The organism is Streptomyces sp. GL_141 (genome assembly GCF_057834385.1).
In genome coordinates this window covers 6,815,156-6,830,619 of record NZ_CM174402.1, presented here as the reverse complement: position 1 = coordinate 6,830,619, position 15,464 = coordinate 6,815,156, and the positions used below count along the sequence as shown (strand labels likewise).

The following is a 15,464-nucleotide window of genomic DNA, read 5'->3' as shown; positions in this document are numbered from 1 at the left end:
TGCGGACGGGGCCCGGGCAGGGAACAATGCGCGAGTGATTGTGGACTGCGCCATGTACCGCGAAGGCCGCCGCTCCGCGGCGCCCGACGACTTCTCCGATGCCCTCGACGAGGCGCGGGCCACCGGTGACGCCTTCCTCTGGGTGGGCATGCACGAGCCGACGGAGAAGGAATTCGAGCACGTCAGCCAGGAGTTCGGGCTGCACCCGCTGGCGGTGGAGGACGCGCTGACCGCGCACCAGCGGCCGAAGATGGAGGTCTACGACGATTCGCTGTTCGTGGTCCTCAAGCCGGTGATGTACGACGACTCCTCGGACACGGTGAGCACGGGCGAGCTGATGGTGTTCATCGGCGACTCCTTCGTCGTCACGGTCCGGCACGGCGAGGGGGCCGCGCTGGCCGCCGTGCGCCATCGGCTGGAGCAGGATCCCGAGGTGCTCAAGCACGGCCCGACGGCGGTGCTGTACGCGGTCTCGGACGCGGTGGTGGACCACTACATCGAGGTGGCCGCCGAGCTCCAGGCGGATCTGGAGGAGCTGGAGGCGGAGGTCTTCTCGCCGAATCCCGCGGACAGCAAGAACACCGCCGCGCGGATCTACGGGTTCAAGCGGCAGGTCCTGGAGTTCCGCCGGGCCACGAGTCCGCTGCTCCAGCCGATGGACCGGCTCGCCTTCGGGAACGTGCCCTTCGTGCACGAGCGCGCCCAGCCGTTCTTCCGCGACGTGGCCGACCACCTGACGAAGGCGAACGAGTACGTCGAGGGCCTGGACCGGCTGCTCTCGGACGCGCTGGCCGCGCACCTGGCGCAGATGGGCGTCCGGCAGAACGACGACATGCGCAAGATCTCGGCCTGGGCGGCCATGGCGGCGGTCCCGACGATGGTGGCGGGCATCTACGGGATGAACTTCGAGCACATGCCCGAGCTCAAGCACCGGTGGGGCTATCCGCTGGTGGTCCTGGTGATGGTGGCCATGTGTCTGGGCCTGCACCGGATGTTCAAGCGCCGCGGCTGGCTCTAGCGGGAGAGGTCCGCGCGGACGCGGGCCCGGCCGGCCCCGGCCCCGGCCCCGGCCCTAGATGATTGATTCCAAGGGGTAGCTGCACGGACGCGAGGGTGCCCACTCTCAGTTTGTGACGACCGAGATAGACACCCTCGCAACTGCACTGTACGTGCGGGTCGATGACCTTTTGAAGGCTTCGCCGCATCTCTCTCCGTGGCGGCCGCGCGTGGGCCTGGAGCCGAAGCTCAGCGACGCGGAACTGGTCACCCTCGCGGTGATGCAGGCCCTGTTGGGCTTTGTCTCCGAGGCCCGCTGGCTGCGCCACGCCCACGCTCACCTGCGGCACCTCTTCCCTTACCTGCCCCAGCAGCCGGGCTGGAACAAGCGCCTGCGGCGGGCATCGGGCCTGGTCAAAGCGGTCTTGCGGGAGCTGGCCACCGACACCGCCCTGTGGACGGACGACGTGTGGATCGTGGACTCCACGCCAGTGGAGTGCGGGCGTTCCCGCGAGACCGCGAAACGCTCCGACCTGGCCGGATGGGCCGAGTACGGCTACTGCGCCAGCCACTCACGGTTCTTCTGGGGCCTACGCCTCCATCTGGTCTGCACCCTGCACGGCCTGCCCATCGCCTTCGCCCTGACCGGCGCCAAAGCCGCCGAACGCGAGGTGCTGCTCGACATCCTCGCCGTCGATCCCGGTCTGCTGGCCGGCCGTCCGGCGCCCACGCTGCTGGCAGACCGGAACTACTACGGCCGTGACTTCGAAACTCAGCTCGCCGAGTCGGGCGTCACGCTGCTGAGGCCGGCCCGCAAGGGTGAACCCGAGCGGGCCGGAGCCGAACTCTTCAAACCACTGCGTCAGCTGATCGAATCGGTCAACCAGACCCTGAAAGGCCAGCTCGACCTCGAACGACACGGCGGCCGCACGCCCGCCGGGGTCACCATCCGCGTCCTGCAACGACTCCTTGCCCTGACCGCCGCGATCTGGCACAACCACAAAACGGGCGGACCGGTCATCCGCTCACTGACCGCCTACGACCACTGACCTTGGAATCAATCATCTAGGCGAACTCGGGCGCCGTGGTCGGCGTCCCGCCCAGCGGGTTGCTCCGCTCCGGCGGGCGCAGGTCGACCATCCGGTGCCAGCCGCTGAACCGCTCGTACGCGTACATCCCGCGGATCCCGGCGGCCAGCGCGGCCGCCTTCGGTGCGGGCCAGCCCAGCAGCCGCCCCATGTGGCCCATGACGGCGAGGCTCACGTCCCGGTAGACGACGATCTCGGCGAGCGCGCACTCGCGCAGGACCCGGTGGATGGTGCGGCCGTGGCCGGCGCGGGCGAGGCGGAGCAGCTCCTCGTGGCAGTAGGCCAGGTGGTTGTCCTCGTCCGCGCCGATCATGCGGATGGCCTTGCCGAGCTCGGGGTCGTCTCCGAAGTGCCGGACGAGCATGATCATCTGGTCGGCGGCGCGCTGTTCGGTGACCCTGCTGTGCGCGAGGTAGACGACGATGTCCTCCTCGGTCAGGGACCGCTCACCGCGCAGCTTCTCGTGGCTCAGGCCGATGCCGCGCCGCTCCAGCAGCATCGTGTAGTCCGTCTCCGGCGGGACCGGGACGGGATCGAGGCGGCGTTTGCGGAGCAGGGCGTTGAAGATCCGGCCGTGCTTGTCCTCGTCGGCGCCGTGCCGGGTGATCTTGGGCGCGAGGTCGCGCATGGAATCGGGCACCAGGGCCGCGATCCGGGCGTTCTCCCAGCCGCCCTGGGACTCGCCGCCGGCGGCGATGGAGCAGAACAGCTGGAAGGAGTCGTCGTGGTCGACGATCTCCCGGAACAGACTGCGCGCAGAGAGCATGCGTCGAGTCAAAAGCCGATTCACCGGCCGGGCAACCGGATGCGCCCGGGGCTCGGCCGAATGAACGACCTACGACCCGTGGCTCCGGGGGCGTAACCCCACGGCCGCCCCACGCGTTGTTGGCTGTGTCGGCCGTGGCGGGGAAGACCCCCCGAGCCCCCACCACGGCCGCAGAACCTTTCTCCACGCCGCCCTCGCACCGCTCAGCAGGCTTCGGGCGGCTGCGCCGGACTCCGTCCGGCCACCGCTCAGGCCAGGCCGGCGAGCTCCATGGCCTCCACGCCGGCCCGCAGGGCGGCGGTCCGCTCCTCCAGGGTGAAGCCGGCCGGGGCGAGCGTCAGGGTGGTGACCCCGGCCTCCGCGTAGGCCCGCATGCCGTCGGCGATGCGCTCCACCGAACCCAGCAGGGTGGTGGAGTCGATCAGCGAGTGCGGGACGGCGGCGGCCGCGCCCTGCTTGTCGCCGGCCAGGTACTTGTCCTGGATCTCGGCGGCTTCCTTCTCGTAGCCCATGCGCTGGGCCAGCTGGTTGTAGAAGTTCTGCTTGCGGCTGCCCATGCCGCCCACGTACAGCGCGGTGTACGGGCGGAACATGTCCGCGAGACCGGCCACGTCATCGCCGAGGGCCAGCGGCACGGTCGGGCAGACGTCGAAGCCGTCCATCGTCAGCCCGGCCTTCTCGCGGCCCGCCCGGATGTGGGTGAGCGCGGTGGCCTCCAGGTGCTCGGCGGCCGGGAAGATCAGCAGGGCGCCGTCGGCGATCTCGCCGGTCTGCTCCAGGTTCTTCGGCCCGATGGCGGCGATGTAGAGCGGAATGTGCTCGCGCTCGGGGTGCACGGTCAGCTTGAGCGGCTTGCCCGGCCCGCCGGGCAGCGGCAGCGTCCAGTGCTCGCCCTCGTACGACAGGCGCTCGCGGGTCATCGCCTTGCGGACGATCTCCACGTACTCGCGGGTCCGCGCGAGCGGCTTGTCGAACTTCACGCCGTACCAGCCCTCGGACACCTGCGGTCCGGAGACGCCGAGGCCGAGCCGGAAGCGGCCCTTGGTGAGGGAGTCGAGGGTGGCGGCCGTCATGGCCGTCATGGCGGGCTGGCGGGCCGGGATCTGCAGGATCGCGGAGCCGACGTCGATGCGCTCGGTCTGGGCGGCGACCCAGGCGAGCACGGTCGGCGCGTCGGAGCCGTAGGCCTCCGCGGCCCAGCAGACGTCGTAGCCGAGGCGGTCGGCCTCCTGCGCGACGGCCAGGTTGTCGGCGTCCATGCCAGCGCCCCAGTAGCCGAGATTGATGCCGAGCCGCATGTGTGGTCCCCTTGCCTGTTTACCGATCAGTAACGTGGGTCTGCGGGGACTGTAGCGCGCCCGGGTGCCCCGCGTCAGCGCCGCAGTAGTCTCAGCCCTCATGGAGCAGAGGCATCTCGGCCGCACCGGACTGCGCGTCTCCCGGATCGGTCTCGGCACACTGACCTGGGGCCGGTCGGCGGACGGACCGGACGAGGCGGAAGCGGCCGCGCAGTTGAAGACGTTCTGGAACGCGGGCGGCACGCTCGTGGACACCGCCGACGTGTACGGGGGCGGTGAAGCGGAGTACCTCCTCGGGCAGTTGATCGGTTCCGTCGTCCCGCGGCGGGATGTGGTGATCGCGACGAAGGCGGGCGGGGTCGCGGATCCGGACCGCCGTTTCGACGCCTCGCGCGGCCACCTCCTGGCCGCCCTGGACGATTCCCTGGCCCGTCTGGACACGGACTACGTCGACCTCTGGCAGGTCCACGCCTTCGACCCGTGGACCCCGCTGGAGGAGACCCTCCAGGCGCTGGACATCGCCGTGAGCAGCGGCCGCGCCCGGTACGCGGGCGTGTCGAACTTCAGCGGCTGGCAGCTCGCGAAGGCGGCGACCTGGCAGCTCGCGGCGCCCGGGGTACGGACCCGGCTGGCATCGACGCAGATGGAGTACTCCCTGCTCCAGCGCGGCGTGGAACGGGAGGTGGTCCCGGCCGCCCTGGACCTGGGCCTGTCCCTCCTGCCCTCCTCCCCCCTCGGCCGGGGCGTCCTGACGGGCAAGTACCGGGCGGGCACCCCGGTGGACTCCCGGGGCGCCTCGGAGACCCTGGCCGCGTTCGTGGATCCCTACCTGGACGAGGCGGCGAGCCGGATCGTGGACGCGGTGGCGACGGCCGCCCACGGCCTCGCGGTGACCCCGCTCCAGGTGGCCCTGGCCTGGGTCCGGGACCGCCCCGGGGTGGCCGCGCCGATCGTCGGCGCGCGCACGTCGGCGCAGCTCGGGGCAGCCCTGTCGGTGGAGGCCCTTAGTCTTCCGGAGGAGATCCGCCAAGCGCTGGACGACGTCTCGGCGCCCGTCCACCGCTACCCCGATCAGGACTGGAGCACCTTGTGAGCGACACCGCCGCCGCGGCAGAACCGGCCGACCCGGCCCGGGAGCACACCCCCGCCGCCGCGGAAGCCGACCCGGCCCCGGAGCCCGGCGGCCCCGAAGCCACGGACGCCCCCCAGTCGGACGCCCCGGAGCCGGCGCCGTCCGGCGAAGCCGGGGAGGGTGACGCGCAGGCCCCACCGTCCGGCGCAGCCGGGGACGGGGGGCCGGGGACGGAGCCCCCGGTTTCGGGAAGGGGCGGGGTGGGAGAAAGCCCCGCAGGGCCCACCACCGGCGACACGGAGGCAGACGCCGAAGCGGAAGCCGAAGCGGAAGCGGAAGCGGAAGCGGAAGCGGGCGTGGAAGCGGCCGACGGGACCGGCGGGGATGCCGGTGCGGAAGCGGCCGCCGAGGCCAAGCCGCAGCTCAGCGAAGCCGCGGCGGAGCTGGCCGCCCAGAAGATCGAGCGGGAGCGCATCGCGCGCCGCAAGGCGGAGCGCGAAGCCCCCGTGGAGGCCGGCGCCAAGCTCAGCGGCACGGCCGCCGACCTGCTGGCCGCCGTACGGGCCGTGGAGAGCGGCGGCAAACCCCCCGCCGTGTTCGACGCGCCCCCGGCGCCCCGCCGGCCGGAGCCCGCCCCCGCGCCCGCCCCGGCGCGCACCCCCGCACCCGCCCCCGCGCCGCGGGCGGACGCCCCCTCCCCCGACGCCGTCCAGGCGATCCGCGCCGTGCTGGCCAGGGGCGGAGCCCCCGAGGCCCTGGCCCCGCAGACCGCCGCCGCCCTCGGCGAGGACGCCGCCGCGCAGCTCGCCGAGTCCCCCTGGCGGCTGCTGGCCGTCGCCGGGGTCCGGCCGACCCAGGCCGACGGGTTCGCCCGCGCCCTGCTCGGCGCCGAGGCGACCGGTCCCGGGGACGAGCGGCGGGCCGCCGCCCTGGTGGGCTGGCTGCTGGCGCAGGCCGCCGCCAAGGGCCACACCGTGCTGGAGGCCCCCACCCTGGAGTCGGCCCTGGCCCAGTACGGCGTACCGGACCCCGCGGAGGCCCTGGAGGCGGCCGTCGCCGACGGGGCCGCGCTGGCCTTCGAAGAGCCGGTCGGTCCGCCCGTCGGCGAGTCCACCGAGGACGCAGAGCAGCCCGTACGGATCCTCGTGGGCCTGGAGGGCTCCGCCATGGCCGAGGAGAGCCTCGCCGAGGGCCTGGCCCGGCTCGCCAACACCTTCACGGACCCCGCCGACTGGGACAAGGCCGCCGCCGGTACCGGCGCGGAGCTGATCCGCGCCGCCGCCGGGCACGGCCTGGTCACGCACACCGGCGGGGAGGCCGCCCGCGCCGAGCCCCGCGCCCTGTTCGCGGCGGCCCGGGAGTTCGGCCTGCGGGTCTGCCTGGCCGCGCACGCCCCGGCCGAGGGGGCCGTCACCGTGGCGGGTCTGCTGTCCGGCGCCGAGGGCCCGGGCCGGGACGCGGACGGGCAGTTCGCGCTGGACCTGCTCATCGTGCTGGACGCCCCCCAGCTGGACGTGGAGACGGCCGCCCTGCTGGTGGAGTCCGTGCCCGACGGGGCCCGCCTGGTGCTGTCCGGCGACCCCGCGGTGCTCGGCTCCGCCGGTCCCGGCCGGGTCTTCGCCGATGTGCTCGCGGCCCGGGCCTGCCCGCAGCTCGTCTCGCGGATCCCTGACCCGGGCCCGATCGGCGAGCTGGTCTCCGGAGTCGGAGTCGGGGAGCTGAACCAGGTCGACGCCCCCGGCAAGGAGGTCGTCATCGTCCCGGTCCGCGACGCCGGGGAGGCGGTGCACCGCACCGTGCAGCTGGTGGCCGAGTCGGTGCCCCGCGCGTTCGGGATCCCGGCGGACGCCGTCCAGGTGATCACCCCGGGCCACGGCGGCCCTGCGGGCACCCGCGCGCTCAACGCGGCCCTCAAGGAGCGGCTGAACCCGGGCCCCGGCCGGTTCCTCGGCTTCGACCCCGGCGACCGGGTGGTCCACGTGCCCTCCGCCGGGCGGGCGCTGCCGGCCCGGGTGGTGTCGGCCGACGCGCAGGGGCTGCACCTGGCCGGAACCGCGGGCACGCGGATCGTCGTACCGAAGGAGCGGGTGGAGTCGCAGGTGCGGCACGGCTGGGCCGTGACGGCGCACCAGGCCGTCGGTTCGCGCTGGCCCGCGGCGGTCGTCGTGCTGCCCGGGGACGCGGCTCAGGCCCTGTCCCGGGACTGGGTGTACACGGCCTTCGGCCGGGCCGAGCGGCACCTGTCGGTGGTGCACGGGGTGGACCAGGCCCTGCCGCGCGCGGTCGCGGAGGTGCCGGCGAAGCCCCGTACGACCCGCCTGTCGGCTCTGCTGCGGGCACTCGTCGACTCGGCGTCGGCGCCGCCCGAGTAGCAGCGGACGCACAGCGGCCCCCGTCCCGGGTGGGACGGGGGCCGCTGTGCGTTCCGTACGGGGTGTCGCGCGGGCGGGTCAGGCCGTGGTCAGGCCCCGCTCGGCCGGCGCGCCGTCCCCGGCCTCCTCGCCGTCGCCCTCGTCGCCCTCTCCAGCGTCTTCGTCGTCTTCATCGTCTTCCTCGTCGAAGACCGAGCTGACGTCGAACCGGTGCATCACGTCCTGCGGATCGATGTGCGTGAAGGGCGAACCGAGCCACTCCCCCGGTTCCGCGACCTCCTCCGAAGCGGCGATCCACAGCGTGGAGTCACCCTCCTCCAGCCCGAAGTCCTTGGCGCGGGAGGCGATTTCATCCGGCTCGTACTCGCCGAAGAGCACGCCGAGCGCGTCGGCGGTGCCGCCGTCGTGGGCGAGTTCGGCCTCGCGGTCGTGCGCGACGACGCGTTCGGCCTGGGCGATCAGGCGCGCCGGCTCGACGACGGCGTAGTCGCGGCGGATGAGCACACTGAAGGCGGCGGGTTCGGCGGGGCCGGTGTACGGGAGCCCGTCCTCGGGAGTGGGGATCTCGAACGGGGTGACCTCGTCGTAGCGGTCGTAGAGGAGCTCGTCGTACTCCTCGGCGGCGGCGGCGAGTTCGTTGAACGCGGCGTAGACGTCCGGATCATCGTCCCCGATCCTGCTCTCGACCGCGGCGAGGTGACGGTCGAGCGCGGCCTTGACCGCCTCGGCGGCGGCGCGTACCTCGGCAACAGTGGGCAGAGCGGCATCAGACATAGTGCAGACGCTATCCGTAGCGGGGCTCTCGCGGCACAATAGATGCGATGCCGGAATACGAATTTGTCGACTTGTACGTGCCCCGCGGGGTTCCACGTCAGGAAACGACCCGCCTGCTGACCGAACACGCCGAGTACGGGCATTGGGAGCTCGACCGGCTGACCCTGCTTCGGGACGGCAGTCGCCGCGTGCGACTGCGCCGCCGGATCATCCGTCAGGTCCGCGCGACCTGGTGACGCGGGCCCCTGGGCGGGACCCGCGTCGTGAGGAACCGTCAGGCCGCGTTGCGTGCCCGGCGGTAGAGCACGGCGCCGGCCAGCAGCATGCCTGCGGCCAGGGGCAGTCCGGCGGTGAGGACGTCACCGGAGCCGGTGGCGGCGAGTCCCCTGGCCGGGGTTGAACCGGTACTGCCACCGGTGCCGGCCCCCTGAGCGGGGTGCGTCACCGGCGTCACCGATCCGGTGCCGGGAGCCGTACCGGTATCCCCGCCGGGGCCGCCGGGAGCTCCGGGCTGATGCCCGACGCCCGGACCGCCGGGGTTGCCACCGCCGCCGGGACCGGCCGGACTTCCGTCACCGCCGGGACCGCCGGGGTTGCCATCGCCGCCAGGGCCGCCCGGACTTCCGTCACCCCCAGGACCGCCGGGGTTGCCACCGCCGCCGGAACCGCCGGGGTTCTCGTTGCCCCCGGGCTCCTCCGGATTGCCGTGGCCCCCGGGGCCGTCCGGGTGTTCCGGGTGCCCCGGGCCGGTGTCCTCGTCGCACGGTTCATCCGGATTGCCCGGGTGGTCCGGGTGCTGGGGATGCTCGGGGTGCTGCGGATGTTGTGGGTGTCCGGTTCGGCCCGGGAGGTTCGTGCAGTGGTTTCCGAAGGCCGGGTTCAGGGCCCCCACCACCGTCACCGTGTTCCCGCAGGCGTTCAGCGGTGCGTCCACGGGTGCCTCGAGGGCGTTCCCGGACAGCAGTCCCGGTGAGTGTGCGGCACGGCCGGAAGCGCCGGAGTCCGCGTGTGCGTAACCCCCTCCGAGCGCGAGCAGACCCCCCGCGGCCGCCATGGTGATCAAGGTCTTCCTGCCGGTGACCTGTACCTGTCGTCGCATCTGTACGTCGTCCCCTGGTGTGTGCGTCGTGCACGCGCACGCACGTGCACGCCCGATCGGCGCACTGGCAGCACAGGCTCCCCCGCCTGGTGCGCCGAAAAGATCGTCATCGGGCCCGTAAAGCCCGGCAGCCCCGGAGCGCTGGAATGCGCTCCGGGGCCGAGAACTTCAGAAACGTCAGGCGTTGACGCAGGTGTTGCCGAAAGCCGGGTTCAGCAGGCCGATCACGGAGATCGTGTTACCGCAGACGTTCACGGGAACGTGGACCGGAACCTGGACGACGTTGCCGGACAGGACGCCGGGGGAGCCGATGGCCGCACCCTGGGCACCCGCGTCGGCGACAGCCAGACCCGCACCCGCGAGAACCAGACCACCGGTGACAGCCGCAGCGGCGGCAACCTTCTTGAACATTGTTCCTCCTAGTAGGCAAGCGCGGTCCCAGCCGCGGACCGCACCACCTGTAACGAGGAGGGATCACCGGGGCTACGAGCGTATGAGCGCATTCACTCTTCTCAGTGGTTTCCGCACACCTTCCCGATTCCCGGGCGTTAGCTACGCCCCGCTCCGTCGCCGGCGCGCCTCAGGACTCGTCGATGAACCGGTCGAGCACCCGCACGCCGAACTTCAGACCCTCCACCGGCACCCGCTCGTCCACGCCGTGGAACATCCCGGCGAAGTCCAGCTCCGGCGGAAGCTGGAGCGGGGCGAAGCCGAAGCAGCGGATGCCGAGGTCGTCGAAGGACTTCGCGTCCGTACCGCCGGAGAGCATGTACGGGACCGCGCGGGCGATCGGGTCGTGCGCCTTCAGGGCGGTCTGCATGGCGTCCACGAGCTTGCCGTCGAAGCCCGTCTCCAGCGCCTTGTCCGCGTGGACGTCCTCGCGCTTCACGCGCGGGCCGAGGATCCGGTCGAGGTCGGCGAAGAACTCGTCCTCGTAGCCCGGCAGGAAGCGGCCGTCGACGTGGGCGGTGGCCTGGCCGGGGATGACGTTGACCTTGTAGCCGGCGCCGAGCATGGTCGGGGCGGCGGAGTTGCGCAGGGTCGCGCCGACCATCTTGGCGATGCCGCCGAGCTTGGCGAGCGTGGCGTCCATGTCGTCCGGGTCCAGCGGGGTGCCCAGCGCGTCCGAGAGCTCGTCCAGGAAGTGCCGGACGGTCTTGGTGACCCGTACCGGCCAGGTGTGGCGGCCCAGGCGCCCGACGGCCTCGCAGAGCTCCGTGATGGCGTTGTCGTTGTTGGTCATGGATCCGTGGCCGGCGGTGCCCTCGACCGTCAGGCGCATCCAGTGCATGCCCTTCTGGGCGGTCTCCACCAGGTACAGCCGCAGGTTCTCGTTCACGGTGAAGGAGAAGCCGCCGACCTCGCCGATCGCCTCCGTGACCCCCTCGAAGAGGTCGGGGTGCTTGTCGACGAGGTACCGGGCGCCGTAGGTGCCGCCCGCCTCCTCGTCGGCGAGGAAGGCCAGCACGATGTCGCGCGGGGGCTTGCGGCCGCTGCGCATGCGGTCGCGCACGACGGCCAGCGTCATCGCGTCCATGTCCTTCATGTCGACCGCTCCGCGCCCCCACACGCAGCCGTCGGCGATCTCGCCCGCGAAGGGGTCGTAGGTCCAGTCGGCGGCGTTGGCCGGGACCACGTCGGTGTGCCCGTGGATCAGCAGCGCCGGCCGCGAGGGGTCCTCGCCCTCGATGCGCGCCACGGTCGAGGCGCGCCCCTTGTGCGATTCGAAGATCTTCGGCTCCAGCCCGACCTCGGCGAGCTGCTCGGCGACCCACTCGGCCGCCTTGCGCTCGCCGGGCCCGGAGTGGTCCCCGTAGTTGCTGGTGTCGATCCGGATGAGGTCCCGGCAGAGGTCGACGACCTCGTCCTCGCCGGTGACGGTCCTGCCCGCGCCCGATTCGCTCACGCTGCTTCCTCCCACTGCTCAGTTCCGAACTGGCTCCATCCTCGCGCCCCGGGCCGCTTCTCCCAAGGGCGATCCCCGGCCGCCGGGGGGTGTGATCGAGGACCCCGGAATGTTTGGTAATGTTTTCCACGTCGGAACGGCCCGCGAGGGACGCGAGACAGACACCTTGTCCGGGTGGCGGAATGGCAGACGCGCTAGCTTGAGGTGCTAGTGCCCTTTATCGGGCGTGGGGGTTCAAGTCCCCCCTCGGACACCAAGCGAGAACCCCACTTCACGTGGGGTTCTCTGCGTTTGACGGCAGCTTCGGCGCAGAGCGTCCCGGTGGATGGTCGGGATATTCTGTCCGCGTGAATGAGAATCTTCCTCCTTGCCCGAAATGTTCCTGTGAGTACACCTACGAGATGAACGCGCTCGTGGTGTGCCCCGAGTGCGGCCACGAGTGGGTGCCCGCCGAGGGCGGCGACGAGACCGGCGCGGACTCCGGCGAGCAGGTCGTGAAGGACGCCGTCGGGAACGTGCTGAACGACGGCGACACCGTGACCGTCGTCAAGGCGCTCAAGGTCAAGGGCAGCCCCTCGGGGATCAAGGCCGGGACCAAGGTGCGCAACATCCGGCTCATCGACGGGGTCGACGGACACGACATCGACTGCAAGATCGACGGCTTCGGCGCCATGCAGCTGAAGTCCAGCGTGGTCAAGAAGGCCTGACCCGTACCGGACGTACGAAGAGGGGCCCCGCCGTGGCGGGGCCCCTCTTCGTACGTCCGGTACGGGTCAGCCGCGCGGGGCCGGGACCGCGGCCTCGGCGGACTCCGCGGCCTGGTCGAGGCGGAAGGCCTCGTTGCCCAGGCCGATGCGGGCGTGCACCGCGGGGCGGCCGGAGCGCAGGAAGAGGCCGTACGCCAGGCCCACGAGGGCGGCGGCGGCGATGATGCCGGGCAGGGCCCAGTTCAGCGCGGAGCCCTCCTGGGCGCCGACCAGGACGCCGAAGTCCTTGACCGTGTAGACGGCGATGGCGAGCAGCGCGAGGCCGGCGAGGCCCGCCGCACCGAGCCGCCAGAGCTGGGCGCCGGCGGTACCGCGGCGGACGAAGAAGGCGATGACCGCGAAGGAGGCGGTGGCCATGAGGAGGGTCACGCCGAGGGCGCCGACGCTGCCCATCCAGGTGAACAGGTGCAGGACGGGCACGGTGGGGTCGCCGGCCGGGGTGTCGTCGGTGAACGCGAAGGCCAGCACGACCACGACGGAGATCACGGTCTGCAGGAGCGATCCGGTGGCGGGGGCGCCGGTGCCGGCGTTGGTGCGGCCGAAGGCCGCCGGGAGCAGGCCTTCGCGGCCCATGGCGAAGGCGTAGCGGGAGACGACGTTGTGGAAGCTGAGCATCGCCGCGAACATGCCGGTCACGAACAGGACGTGCAGGACGTCGGTGAAGGTGGCGCCCAGGCGGCTCTCGGTGAGCTGGAAGAGCAGGCCGGGGCCGGCCTCGGCGGAGGCCTTGACGACTTCGCCGGGGCCGGTGGCCACGGAGAGGGCCCAGGCGCTGAGGGCGAAGAAGAGGGCGACGAAGCCGACGGCGAGGAACATCACCCGGGAGACGACGATGTGCGGCTTGCTGGTCTCCTCGGCGTACACCGGGGACTGCTCGAAGCCGACGAAGGCGGCGATGCAGAAGCACAGGGCGGTGCCGAGGCCCGCGCCGGTGAGGGTCTCGGGGTTGAAGGCGTGGAGGGAGAGGCCTTCGGGGCCGGGCTTGCCGAGGGCGGCGACGTCGAAGACGACGACGAGGAGCACCTCGATGAGCAGGAGGACGCCGAGGACCTTGGCGTTGAGGTCGATCTTGAGCCAGCCGAGCGCGCCGGTGAGGGCGACGGCGGCCAGGGCCGGTATCCACCAGGCGAGTTCGGTGTCGAGGTAGGTGGCGAAGAGGCCGGAGATCTCGAAGCCGAGGATGCCGTAGACGCCGACCTGCATGGCGCTGTAGGCGACGAGGGCGACGAACGAGGCACCTGCGCCCGCGGTGGGGCCGAGCCCGCGGGCGATGTAGGCGTAGAAGGCGCCGGCGTTGTGGACGTGCCGGCTCATCTCGGCGTAGCCGACGCTGAAGAGGGCGAGGACGGCGCCGAGGATCACGAACAGCAGGGGCTGTCCGACGATGCCCATGACCCCGAAGGTGGTGGGCATGACGCCCGCGACGACCATCAGGGGCGCGCTCGCGGCGAGCACCGAGAGCAGCAGGCCCGCGGTGCCGAGGCGGTCGGCGCGCAGGGCGCGGTCCTGGCCCTTGTAGGTACGTATCTCGGCCTGGCCGGCCGGGTCGGTGAGCGTGGTGGATCTGCCCGTCGGCATGGCGGGGTGTCCTTTCGGGGTGGGGACTGAGCGGCACTTGCGGAGCGGTACTGGCGGAGCGGTACTGGCGGAGCGGTACTGGCGGAGCGGTACTGACTGAAGCTCTTCGTGCTGGGCGGTACGGGCCGGGCTGAGGTCAGGCGGTGCCGAGCGCGGCGCTGCGTGCGGCGAGGAAGGCCTTGTGCGGGTCGCGGTCCGGGTAGGACCAGGGGGCCTGGGTGGCGTGGCTGCCGATGCGCTGGAAGAGGGCGGCGGCCTCGGCGGGGCGGCCCTCGCAGAGCTTGGCGTGGGCGAGGAAGTTGAGGTCCACCCGGTTGCGGGGGTGGTCCTCGCGCTCCCACTCCAGCCACCAGTCGAAGGCGGAGCGCAGCACCTGGCGGGCGCGGCGGCCCGACCAGTGCTCGGCTCCGGCGTCGGGGCCGTGGCCCTGCCCGGCGGCGAGGACGCGGTAGCGCTCGGCGTGGGCGATGACGGGGAGGACGGCGAGCGGGGAGTCGGCCGGGGACTCCTCGGCGGCCCAGGCGGCGAAGTCGTAGACCTCGTGGAGCGGGTCGCGGCCGGCGGCGGGGGCCCGCTCGGCCAGTCGGGAGACCATCAGGTGGTGGGCGTGGTGGTGTTCGCGGTGGCGGGCCCGGACCTGGTCGAAGTGGCGGCTGAACTCCTCCTCGGTGCCGAAGGCGCGGGTGAGGAGCAGCAGGCCGAGCCAGGGGGTGGGGTCGGCCGGGAGCAGGGCCGCGGCGCGGCGGCAGGCCTCCTCGGCGGCCTCGGGGGTGCCCTTGCGGCGCAGGGCGCCGAAGACGGCCGCGCAGGCGAGGAGGGTGACGGCGTCGGCGCTCTCCGGTTCGGCGAGGAGCCATTCGCGCGCCCACGCGGTGGCGGCCGGGGTTTCGGCGAGGACCACGAGACGGTGTCCCCGGCGGTCCCAGTCGTCCCCCGTGGCGACGAGAAGGGAGCGGGCCTTGGCCCACCGGCCCTGGGTGAACTGTGCGCGCACGTCGACGAGTTCCACGTCGCAGAGGGCGGAGTCGAAGAGCTGGGCGTCCCGCTTGCGGGCGCGGCCGAGGGGCGGCGGAGGGGGCGGCATCCGCGGGTTTCCCTCCAGGACGCGGGCGGTTGGGCGGTGTGGCCGGAAGATCACGCACAGCAAAGCGGTACGCACAGCTCCGCGTCAAGGTCCAGTCCACCGGGTGGCTAGTTTCAACTGGTGTTCCGACCGGGTGAGTTGACGCGGGTTGTTCCGGTTCGCGGCAAGTTTCCGGCAGGGCGCCTCCCGGTTCGGTCCGGGCCGCCCGCAGGGCCGTAGGCTGGGTCCATGACGGCCTACGCAGACCTCCCGCCCATCGAGTTCGCCTTCCCGGGGCCGCTGCGCGACAGCCTGGTGGCGGCCGTGCTGAGCGGCGCCAAGACCACGACCACGGCCGTCCTGGCCGACTACGAGGCGGCGGGGGATCCGCTGCCCGTGGCGGGCGAGCGGATGGTGATCGTGGACTCCGCCGAGCGTCCGGTGGGTGTCCTGGAGATGACGGACGTACGGGTCCTGCGGCTGGCGGACGTGGACCTGCGGCACGCGCTGGACGAGGGCGAGGGGTTCACGTCAGTGGCCGAATGGCGCTCGGGCCACGAGGAGTTCTGGCACGGCCCGCAGATGCGGGAGGCCGTCGGCGACCCGGACTTCACGGTCGACGACGACACCCCGGTCGTGGCGGAGCGGTTCCGCCTGGTGACCCGCCTGCCCTAGGGCAGGCGGG

Annotated in this window: 15 protein-coding genes, 1 tRNA gene and 1 pseudogene; 8 read left to right on the top strand and 9 right to left on the bottom strand. The window is 72.5% G+C overall.

Features of this window, described 5'->3' with window-relative positions; genetic code table 11:
* The first annotated feature begins 34 nt into the window (after window positions 1–34).
* Together corA and AC3IX6_RS30370 are read left to right on the top strand one after the other, a co-directional pair.
* Entirely contained in the window at window positions 35–1,018 is a 984-nt protein-coding gene (gene corA, locus AC3IX6_RS30375) for a magnesium/cobalt transporter CorA (RefSeq protein ID WP_489366365.1), read from the top strand.
* A 112-nt stretch (window positions 1,019–1,130) separates the two neighbouring features.
* Window positions 1,131–2,045 (top strand): IS982 family transposase, encoded by a 915-nt coding sequence (locus tag AC3IX6_RS30370; protein WP_489366363.1) that lies wholly within the window; start codon window positions 1,131–1,133, stop codon window positions 2,043–2,045.
* A 16-nt stretch (window positions 2,046–2,061) separates the two neighbouring features.
* Here AC3IX6_RS30370 and AC3IX6_RS30365 read toward each other — a convergent pair whose 3' ends face one another.
* Both AC3IX6_RS30365 and AC3IX6_RS30360 read right to left on the bottom strand, forming a co-directional pair.
* Window positions 2,062–2,850 carry a ferritin-like domain-containing protein gene (locus AC3IX6_RS30365; protein WP_489366361.1) on the bottom strand — a complete coding sequence of 263 codons (789 nt, stop codon included), beginning with the start codon at window positions 2,848–2,850 and terminating at the stop codon, window positions 2,062–2,064.
* Window positions 2,851–3,098: 248 nt separating this feature from the next.
* On the bottom strand, window positions 3,099–4,148 hold the full coding sequence (locus AC3IX6_RS30360; protein ID WP_489366359.1) for an LLM class F420-dependent oxidoreductase: 1,050 nt from the start codon (window positions 4,146–4,148) through the stop codon (window positions 3,099–3,101).
* Window positions 4,149–4,248: 100 nt separating this feature from the next.
* Here AC3IX6_RS30360 and AC3IX6_RS30355 point away from each other — a divergent pair, with 100 nt between their 5' ends.
* Both AC3IX6_RS30355 and AC3IX6_RS30350 read left to right on the top strand, forming a co-directional pair.
* Window positions 4,249–5,241 (top strand): aldo/keto reductase, encoded by a 993-nt coding sequence (locus tag AC3IX6_RS30355; protein ID WP_489366357.1) that lies wholly within the window; start codon window positions 4,249–4,251, stop codon window positions 5,239–5,241.
* Window positions 5,238–7,592 (top strand): helix-hairpin-helix domain-containing protein, encoded by a 2,355-nt coding sequence (locus AC3IX6_RS30350; protein ID WP_489366356.1) that lies wholly within the window; start codon window positions 5,238–5,240, stop codon window positions 7,590–7,592. Before AC3IX6_RS30355 ends, AC3IX6_RS30350 begins: the two co-directional genes overlap by 4 nt.
* Before the next feature lie 78 nt (window positions 7,593–7,670).
* Here the strand turns inward: AC3IX6_RS30350 and AC3IX6_RS30345 are convergent, their stop codons facing one another.
* On the bottom strand, window positions 7,671–8,366 hold the full coding sequence (locus tag AC3IX6_RS30345) for a hypothetical protein (protein WP_489366354.1): 696 nt from the start codon (window positions 8,364–8,366) through the stop codon (window positions 7,671–7,673).
* A gap of 47 nt (window positions 8,367–8,413) precedes the next feature.
* Between AC3IX6_RS30345 and AC3IX6_RS30340 the strand changes: the two genes are divergently transcribed.
* Entirely contained in the window at window positions 8,414–8,602 is a 189-nt protein-coding gene (locus AC3IX6_RS30340) for a DUF5703 family protein (protein WP_243333977.1), read from the top strand.
* A gap of 38 nt (window positions 8,603–8,640) precedes the next feature.
* Here the strand turns inward: AC3IX6_RS30340 and AC3IX6_RS30335 are convergent, their stop codons facing one another.
* From AC3IX6_RS30335 to AC3IX6_RS30320, 4 genes and pseudogenes are all read right to left on the bottom strand, one after another.
* Window positions 8,641–8,811 (bottom strand): hypothetical protein, encoded by a 171-nt coding sequence (locus tag AC3IX6_RS30335; RefSeq protein WP_489371727.1) that lies wholly within the window; start codon window positions 8,809–8,811, stop codon window positions 8,641–8,643.
* A gap of 417 nt (window positions 8,812–9,228) precedes the next feature.
* Window positions 9,229–9,420: pseudogene (locus AC3IX6_RS30330) on the bottom strand (chaplin); the annotation flags it as partial.
* A gap of 222 nt (window positions 9,421–9,642) precedes the next feature.
* Window positions 9,643–9,876: a chaplin ChpH gene (gene chpH / locus AC3IX6_RS30325; RefSeq protein ID WP_243333973.1), complete on the bottom strand. Its 234-nt coding sequence runs from the start codon at window positions 9,874–9,876 to the stop codon at window positions 9,643–9,645.
* A 169-nt stretch (window positions 9,877–10,045) separates the two neighbouring features.
* Window positions 10,046–11,371, bottom strand: coding sequence for a M20/M25/M40 family metallo-hydrolase (locus tag AC3IX6_RS30320; protein ID WP_489366351.1), 1,326 nt, complete (start codon window positions 11,369–11,371; stop codon window positions 10,046–10,048).
* 168 nt (window positions 11,372–11,539) lie between these two features.
* Here AC3IX6_RS30320 and AC3IX6_RS30315 point away from each other — a divergent pair.
* Together AC3IX6_RS30315 and AC3IX6_RS30310 are read left to right on the top strand one after the other, a co-directional pair.
* Window positions 11,540–11,627: transfer RNA gene (locus AC3IX6_RS30315), tRNA-Leu, on the top strand.
* Between the two features lie 91 nt (window positions 11,628–11,718).
* Window positions 11,719–12,078, top strand: coding sequence for a zinc ribbon domain-containing protein YjdM (locus AC3IX6_RS30310; RefSeq protein WP_489366350.1), 360 nt, complete (start codon window positions 11,719–11,721; stop codon window positions 12,076–12,078).
* A 66-nt stretch (window positions 12,079–12,144) separates the two neighbouring features.
* Here the strand turns inward: AC3IX6_RS30310 and AC3IX6_RS30305 are convergent, their stop codons facing one another.
* Together AC3IX6_RS30305 and AC3IX6_RS30300 are read right to left on the bottom strand one after the other, a co-directional pair.
* Complete coding sequence (locus AC3IX6_RS30305; RefSeq protein ID WP_489366348.1) at window positions 12,145–13,716, bottom strand: APC family permease; 1,572 nt, start codon at window positions 13,714–13,716, stop codon at window positions 12,145–12,147.
* A 136-nt stretch (window positions 13,717–13,852) separates the two neighbouring features.
* Window positions 13,853–14,800 (bottom strand): hypothetical protein, encoded by a 948-nt coding sequence (locus AC3IX6_RS30300; protein ID WP_489366346.1) that lies wholly within the window; start codon window positions 14,798–14,800, stop codon window positions 13,853–13,855.
* A gap of 228 nt (window positions 14,801–15,028) precedes the next feature.
* Between AC3IX6_RS30300 and AC3IX6_RS30295 the strand changes: the two genes are divergently transcribed.
* Window positions 15,029–15,454, top strand: a complete 426-nt coding sequence (locus AC3IX6_RS30295; protein ID WP_489366345.1) for an ASCH domain-containing protein — start codon at window positions 15,029–15,031, stop codon at window positions 15,452–15,454.
* Window positions 15,455–15,464: the final 10 nt, after the last annotated feature.